The sequence below is a fragment of the Weissella cibaria genome (assembly GCF_004521965.1).
Taxonomy (GTDB): domain Bacteria; phylum Bacillota; class Bacilli; order Lactobacillales; family Lactobacillaceae; genus Weissella; species Weissella cibaria_A.
On the sequence record NZ_SDGK01000025.1, the window covers coordinates 39,622 to 46,635 of the forward strand.

Here is a 7,014-nt window from a genome sequence, read left to right on the forward strand (position 1 = left end):
TAGGCGGGTTTGGTATGATAGTAGCAGTTTAAAAACAAAAATGAGAATGGATTGGTGGTTTCTAATAGTGGAAAAGCTAGCGAGTGGTTCTAGCCACGCCAAAGTGATCTTGCTTGGCGAACACGCGGTCGTTTATGGCCAACCTGCCATTGCCCTCCCATTACCGGATTTGGCAATGACAGCAACAATCGAAGCTCGAGAAGCTGGACAAGTCGTGATTGCACAAGGGTATCAAGGACCTTTGGCAGCGATGGCTGAAGTATATGAAGGCGTTCGACAATTAATTCTGCGCCTCCTGCGTCATTTCGACGTACCAGATACGCCGTTTACTTTGCGAATTCAATCAAACATCCCCCAAGAACGCGGAATGGGGTCTTCTGCTGCATCGGCAATCGCCATTATTAGGGCGTTTTTCGCATTTTTTGATACGCCCTTACCAGATGAAGAATTGCAGCGCTGGGCTAATGTTGAAGAGGCTATTACCCACGGTTCACCTTCCGGCATCGATGCGGCAACAACGGCCCATGATGTGCCGGTTTGGTTTGTAAAAGGTTCGGTTCCTCAACCCATGTCAATGGCGCTGCATGGCACCTTGATCATTGCTGATACGGGCGTTCATGGCCAAACCGGTCTGGCGGTTTCAGTTGTTCGTGAACAATTAGCCAATGAGCCTGTTGAAACGCAGGCCCATATTGATGCATTAGGGGTCATTGCCCGTGATACACGTGAGGATTTAGCTCACGATGACATCGTTGCCCTGGGTAACCACATGAATGCGGCCCACCAACGTCTGGCAGCACTCGGCGTTTCACACCCACAGCTTGAAGTCCTTGTGCAAGCAGCTCGTGAAGCTGGGGCTTTAGGAGCAAAGCTAACTGGTGGTGGCGTTGGTGGTGCTATGTTAGCACTAGCCAAGGATGATTCTGATGCCCAACGTATCATGTTGGCATTGGAAGCGGCTGGTGCACAAGAAGTATGGTCACAACAGTACCCGCAAATCTAGGAGGCAGTTATGACACATTACACAGCACGTGCACACACGAATATTGCCCTACTGAAGTATTGGGGTAAAGCAGATACAACGCTCATGCTACCCACAACAACGTCAATTTCGCTAACCCTGGATGAATTTTATACCGATACCACTGTTTGGTTTGACGCAGATTTGGTCGCGGATGACGTAATGCTTGATGATGCGGTAATGACCGGTAAAGGTTACGACAAAGTCACCCGATTCTTAGATTTGGTCCGTGAAACGGCTGGCGAAACACACTATGCTCATGTTCATTCGTCCAATCACGTCCCAACGGCAGCCGGTTTGGCGTCTTCGGCTTCTGCGTTTGCTGCCTTAGCTGGTGCAGCTAGTCGCGCAGCCGGCTTAACATTATCACCGGCTGAACTGTCACGATTAGCGCGTCTTGGGTCTGGGTCAGCGGCGCGCTCGATTTTTGGCGGTTTCGCCCAATGGGATCGCGGTCATGATGACCTAACTTCAGTTGCTAAGCCGTTGGTCGAGACAATTGACTGGCCAATACAATTGTTAACAGTGATTATTGACGATCGGCCTAAAAAAATAGATTCACGTGGTGGTATGCAACATGCAAAAGCAACCTCACCCTTCTATGATGATTGGGTTAACCGGTCGAATGCCTTGGTACCCGTTATGCAAACAGCTATTGCGAACCACGATATTGATCAAATTGGTCAATTGGCGGAAGCCAATGCGCTACAAATGCATGCAACAAACGCCACTGCCCAGCCAGCGTTTAATTACTTGACTGATTCCTCGTGGCAGGTAATTAACCTAGCAACCACGCTTCGTGAACGTGGCATCTCCGTCTACGCGACAATGGACGCTGGACCAAACGTCAAGTTAATTTCACGACCAGCTGATACTGAGGTCATCACAGCAGCTTTAGCTGAGGCAATTCCTGGCGTCGTCGTTCGCGCTGCAACGCCAGGTCCAAGTATCAAAATCGTTGAAGGAGATCAGATTTAATGGTTATGGCAAAAGCCCCCGGCAAATTGTACTTAGCCGGTGAATATGCAGTCACACTACCTGGACAACCTAGCATTATCATGGCAGTCGACCGGTTTGTCACGGTCAATCTTGACCCACGAACAGATACATTAATCAGTGTGACGAGTAATTTACTTGGCCACCGTGAATTATCAAGCTCTGAATTGTTGACGGTCGCTTTGGATGATGACTGGCGTCTAGTCCTTCGCACCTTGCAATTAATCCAGACGTACGCCATAGAAAACGGTCAACCTTTTACTGGGTTGACCGTTTCTATTGATAGTCAACTAACCATGGCCGGACAAAAATTAGGTCTTGGTTCATCAGCAGCCGTTACGATGGCTTTGATTAAGGCTTATGTTGCGCTCAGCGAGTTACCAATGTCGCCACTACAACAGTATAAGCTAGGTGTATTGGTTACCTTAACGACCCCTAATTTTAAGGCGGGGTCTATGGGAGATTTGGCTGCTGCGACATTTGGTGGCATTATTCGCTACCAAAAATTCGCATCGCCCGTTATATTCGATTGGCTTGACCAACGTCGCTATGTTTCTGAAATGTTAGCAGCAACCTGGCCTGATTTGGTAATTGAACCCTTAGCACTACCAGGCGATTGGTCACTCTTGGTTGGTTGGACTGGATCGCCTGCGGATACACAAGCTCTACTGGCAAGTGGTGACCAAACCAATCGGGATGCTGCTAAACAACTCTTAGCACAGAACACCGCCCCCTTAGTGGGTATGATAGAAACTGGATTGCGCCAAGCTGATTTTGATAAAATTCGTGCAGCCATGCATTTGAGCCAGGAACAATTATTTGCCTACGCCAGTCGCGTTGGACTCGCCTATGTCACACCTGCACTCCTATCACTCCTATCAATCGCCATAGAAGCTGGTGCAGGTGCTAAAATATCAGGAGCTGGCGGTGGTGACAATGGTATCGCCCTAACAAATGATGAGACAGTTGCAACTGCAATCAGAGACGCCTGGCAACGCGCCGGCATTACGCCGTTACCTTTAGCAATTGCATTTAATTAGGAGAAAGTATTATGGAATCTGCACACGCACATCGTAAAGATGAACACTTGTCATTGGCAGAAGCCGAATTCCGGCGCCATGCGCCAGTGTCATCTTTGCACCAGGTTCGGATTATTCACCAAGGGTTACCTGAAACGAAAGTCTCTAATGTTGATTTAACGGTTGATGATCCAATTTTTAACTTCAAAACCCCTTTCTATATTGAAGCGATGACCGGTGGTAGCCAAAAAACCGGTAAGATTAATGCTCAGTTAGCAACTGCTGCCAAAGAGACTGGTTTAGCGATGGCTGTTGGTTCACAAAGCGTGGCCTTAAAGGACGAAAATGCGATCGACACATTTAAAGTTGTTCGAGAAATCAACCCCGATGGCTTTGTTATGGCCAACATCGGTGCCGGTCATACCGTGGCTCATGCCCAAGAAGTTGTTGATATGATTGGCGCAAATGCCTTAGAAGTTCATATTAATGTTGCCCAAGAAGTTGTCATGCCTGAGGGTGATCGTGAATATATTTGGCAAGACGAGTTAGCCAATATTATTCAGACGGTTTCCGTCCCCGTGATTATCAAAGAAGTCGGCTTTGGCATGGCTAAGGAAACCATTGGCCAATTACATGATTTAGGTGCCCAATATATCAATCTTGGTGGCCGTTCAGGGACAAACTTCACCGTCATCGAAGATCGTCGTAATCGGGTGATGACGGCTGAGCACGGCTATTTGTATGACTGGGGTCAAACAACTGCTGAAAGTTTGTTAGAAGCGCAACTAGTCGCAGATGCGCCAACAATCCTCGCCACTGGCGGTATTCAAGACCCACTTGACGTTTTGAAAGCTCAAGTTTTGGGTGCAAAAGCGGTCGGTGTCGCAGGACATTTCCTACACACGGTCTTGAACGAGGGAACTGATGGCGTCATCACTGAAATTCAGCGTTGGCAAAAGCATCTCGCAAAGCTTTACGCGATGGTTGGTGCTGAACAGCAAGCTGACTTACAGCACGTACAAACAGTCTTATCACCCGAGTTGAAAAACTATATCGATCAACGTCGGTAAACAAAGTCTTTAATCGCAAAGCAATCAATTGGTATTGTTTTGGGATTTTTTTATTGGGTTAGTCTTAAATTTCAGTGGCAAAGTTAAATGATTGTTAAAGGCGTTAAAGGTCAGCTTGCGATTATCGAGAACCCACCCCGTTCAACCTTAAAAGTCGGTATATTGGAAGCATGAAGAACATGTTAACGGAGAGTATTCGTCAGCAGACTGACGATCAAATCATTGATGCAACGCTGACTTTGTTGCAAAGCCAGTCCTATGACCAACTTGCGGTTACTGAAATTACCCGCATGGCAGGCGTGTCACGGATGGCTTTCTATCGTCACTTTGGCACAAAGGAAGCGGTAATCAAGACTATTGTTGAACAATTAACAGATGACTTTGCGAAGGAAGCTGCTGCTCTGCCTTTGGAAAGTGAACAAATTGCAAGTGCCTTCTTTGGCTTTATCCAAGCAAATGGAATGGCGATTGCCGTTTTGTTGAACGCTGGATTGCGAGAGCAATTTTACCCACCTTTGCGCGATATTTTGCATGGGTTGTACGCAGAATTGTTCCGCAGCCAAGCAAACCATTCGACATCTATCGATTACGTTTCTGACTTTACGGCATCTGGCATGTTGGCATTAGCTATTCGCTGGATCGCTACGGGGATGCATGAATCAGTACCTGAGATGGCACGGATTGCAACAGAAATGACTGATGCGCAACACGCAAACCTATAATTATTGTTGTGCTAGTTAACTAAAAAGACGAGATAACCAATTTGAGGTTATCTCGTCTTTTTAGTTTAAGGTAAAAGGTTGAACCGGCGCTTCTTGGGTTGCGCGTAACTGAACCCTTCACCGAATGTTTCCTGTGTATCCATCACAGTCACAAAGGCTTGCGGGTCAATATCATTGACTAACCGACGTACAATGTTCATCTCTGAAGGATCGACGACGGCATAGACAACTTTCCGTTCATTATGTGTAAAGCCCCCCTCTGCATGCAACAGTGACGTGCCCCGTTCAAGTTCTTGCATAATAGCATGCGAAATTTCTTCGGGGTAATTTGTGAAAATCAGGAATGCCCGAGCTGCATAAGCGCCCTTTTGGGTAAAGTTAACAAGTTGGGCGAACACAAACGCCGCAATCAGTGTGTACATCATTTCCACAACGTTAACGTAGACTAGCGAGACCGTTAAGACCACCACATCTAATGCAAACAATGTTTTCCCCATCGGAATGTTTAACTTTTGTTCTAGAATACGCGCAATGACGTCTGTACCGCCCGTTGTGCCACCAAAACGATAAATCAAGCCGGAACCAAGGCCACCAAAGAAGCCGGCTAAAATGGCTGAAATAAGCAAATCATGATGTAGATCTAAATTCATAGGATACAGTTGCCAAAACCAGAGCCAAAATGATAAGGCGACGATACCGTACAACGTATAAATTAAGGCCCGCTTCCCTAACATTCGTAAACCGAGTAGCAATAAGGGAATATTCAAGAACAAGGTTGATAGGGCCGGATTAATATGGAATAGCGCTCTAAAAATCAGCGTAATTCCGGTCACGCCACCTTCCGCCAAGTGGCTTGGAATATTAACGTTAACTAGGCCCCATCCATACATGCTGGTTCCAATTGTAAATATGATGAAATCGCGAAGTCGAATTTTTTCAATCACCCGCGTGGCCATTGTGTGTTCTGTCATGGCACAATCCCCAATCTGAATAAATTATCATGTGGCAATCAGTTACCCCTTGTCCAAATTAAGGCACAAGACTAACCGGCCGTATTGTTTTAAGTGTACCAAAAATTTGCTTAATCGGTTAAAAATAACGAAAAAAACCGTGACAAGTTCAAAAGTCACGGTTAGCATCAACCGATCGATCATGACTTTAGACACGGCCACCTAGGAATTCGTTATAGAGGGTAATTCCCCATCAATCTAAAACGTTGTACCGGTAATGTAAGAAGCTTCATTCGAAATCAACCAAACAGCCCGCATTCGCAACGTGAACCGGGTCACCGACTTTGTTCATTGAAATCATACTTTCTGTGTCAGCTCGAACGGCAGGATCTGCAAATCGTTGCGCTTTAATCTACGTTTTTAGGGCACCTGGTGAAATTGTTTTAATCCGAATACTCTACTCAGCATATTCCAAAGCCATTGTTTTAGTAAACATCAGCACACCAGCCTTAGCCGTTGGGTATGACGCCTAGATAGGCCAAGGAATAATGTCGTGAATTGACGACGTGTTTAGAATGCTACTTTGCTTATTGTGCTTCAAAAAATGTTGTACAGCAATTTTAGTCCCCAAGAATACGCCATCTAAATCGACGTGCAGTACACGTTGCCAGTCCTCATATTAAGTCTCGTGCGCAGCTGATTGAATCTCGAAGCCTGCATTATTGACCCACACGTCAATATCACCAAACGCTTCAATTGCCTTATCATAAATTGTTTGTACGCCGGCTTCTGTTCCCACGTCAGCCCGGATACCAACGGCGTGTCCGCCTGATTGTTCAATTAGGTAGATCAGCCCGTCGATTACCTTTTCATCAGCACTCATGTAGTTAATTGACCACATCCATTGCTTCTGACCCCATGTGACGTGCGATCGCTTCACCGATACCTGACGATCTACCAGGCACAACTGCAGTTTTAGCACGCAAATCGGGACAGCGCGTTGTATCAGTCGTATGATTAATTGTCATAGATATCGCCCTCCATGTGACTATTGTATGTCATAACCTATTGCTAATAATGAATAACTTTTAATATCAGATGAACCAAACAAGAGGCTGTGCCAGAACAGTTCTAGCTGAAAATGAAGAAGGAGAAGAAAATCCGGTGTATTTCCTCTCCTTCTTTCTTTTTTACCATTATTATAAAATAAAATCAGGCGCAAACCCATGTATATCA

9 protein-coding genes are annotated in these 7,014 nt (G+C 46.0%); 5 read left to right on the plus strand and 4 right to left on the minus strand.

Features of this window, described 5'->3' with window-relative positions; translation table 11 throughout:
• Positions 1–67 precede the first annotated feature (67 nt).
• From mvk to EST42_RS04070, 5 genes are all read left to right on the plus strand, one after another.
• Entirely contained in the window at positions 68–1,003 is a 936-nt protein-coding gene (gene mvk, locus EST42_RS04050; protein ID WP_134644322.1) for a mevalonate kinase, read from the plus strand.
• Positions 1,004–1,012: 9 nt separating this feature from the next.
• The gene (mvaD, locus tag EST42_RS04055) at positions 1,013–1,999 is read left to right on the plus strand and encodes a diphosphomevalonate decarboxylase (protein ID WP_134644323.1); all 987 of its coding nucleotides are present in this window, start codon (positions 1,013–1,015) and stop codon (positions 1,997–1,999) included.
• On the plus strand, positions 1,999–3,057 hold the full coding sequence (locus tag EST42_RS04060; RefSeq protein ID WP_134644324.1) for a phosphomevalonate kinase: 1,059 nt from the start codon (positions 1,999–2,001) through the stop codon (positions 3,055–3,057). Before mvaD ends, EST42_RS04060 begins: the two co-directional genes overlap by 1 nt.
• An 11-nt stretch (positions 3,058–3,068) precedes the next feature.
• Positions 3,069–4,106 carry a type 2 isopentenyl-diphosphate Delta-isomerase gene (fni, locus tag EST42_RS04065; protein WP_134644325.1) on the plus strand — a complete coding sequence of 346 codons (1,038 nt, stop codon included), beginning with the start codon at positions 3,069–3,071 and terminating at the stop codon, positions 4,104–4,106.
• A 170-nt stretch (positions 4,107–4,276) separates the two neighbouring features.
• A complete protein-coding gene (locus tag EST42_RS04070; protein ID WP_029237510.1) occupies positions 4,277–4,828 on the plus strand; it encodes a TetR/AcrR family transcriptional regulator in 552 nt (183 codons plus the stop codon).
• Between the two features lie 65 nt (positions 4,829–4,893).
• Here EST42_RS04070 and EST42_RS04075 read toward each other — a convergent pair whose 3' ends face one another.
• From EST42_RS04075 to EST42_RS10725, 4 genes are all read right to left on the minus strand, one after another.
• Positions 4,894–5,799, minus strand: coding sequence for a YitT family protein (locus EST42_RS04075; protein WP_209019472.1), 906 nt, complete (start codon positions 5,797–5,799; stop codon positions 4,894–4,896).
• Positions 5,800–6,457: 658 nt separating this feature from the next.
• Positions 6,458–6,679, minus strand: a complete 222-nt coding sequence (locus EST42_RS11540; protein WP_425335771.1) for an SDR family NAD(P)-dependent oxidoreductase — start codon at positions 6,677–6,679, stop codon at positions 6,458–6,460.
• The gene (locus EST42_RS11545; RefSeq protein WP_425335772.1) at positions 6,666–6,806 is read right to left on the minus strand and encodes a hypothetical protein; all 141 of its coding nucleotides are present in this window, start codon (positions 6,804–6,806) and stop codon (positions 6,666–6,668) included. Before EST42_RS11545 ends, EST42_RS11540 begins: the two co-directional genes overlap by 14 nt.
• Before the next feature lie 20 nt (positions 6,807–6,826).
• Positions 6,827–7,014 (minus strand): hypothetical protein (locus EST42_RS10725; protein ID WP_209019473.1); only part of this gene is annotated, 188 nt, incomplete at its 5' end.

Coding starts and splice junctions, on each gene's coding strand:
- fni (WP_134644325.1), top strand. CDS start 3,069: ATGGAATCTGCACACGCACATCGTAAAGATGAACACTTGTCATTGGCA.
- EST42_RS04060 (WP_134644324.1), top strand. CDS start 1,999: ATGGTTATGGCAAAAGCCCCCGGCAAATTGTACTTAGCCGGTGAATAT.
- EST42_RS11545 (WP_425335772.1), bottom strand. CDS start 6,806: ATGACAATTAATCATACGACTGATACAACGCGCTGTCCCGATTTGCGT.
- EST42_RS04075 (WP_209019472.1), bottom strand. CDS start 5,799: ATGACAGAACACACAATGGCCACGCGGGTGATTGAAAAAATTCGACTT.
- EST42_RS11540 (WP_425335771.1), bottom strand. CDS start 6,679: ATGTGGTCAATTAACTACATGAGTGCTGATGAAAAGGTAATCGACGGG.
- EST42_RS04070 (WP_029237510.1), top strand. CDS start 4,277: ATGAAGAACATGTTAACGGAGAGTATTCGTCAGCAGACTGACGATCAA.
- mvaD (WP_134644323.1), top strand. CDS start 1,013: ATGACACATTACACAGCACGTGCACACACGAATATTGCCCTACTGAAG.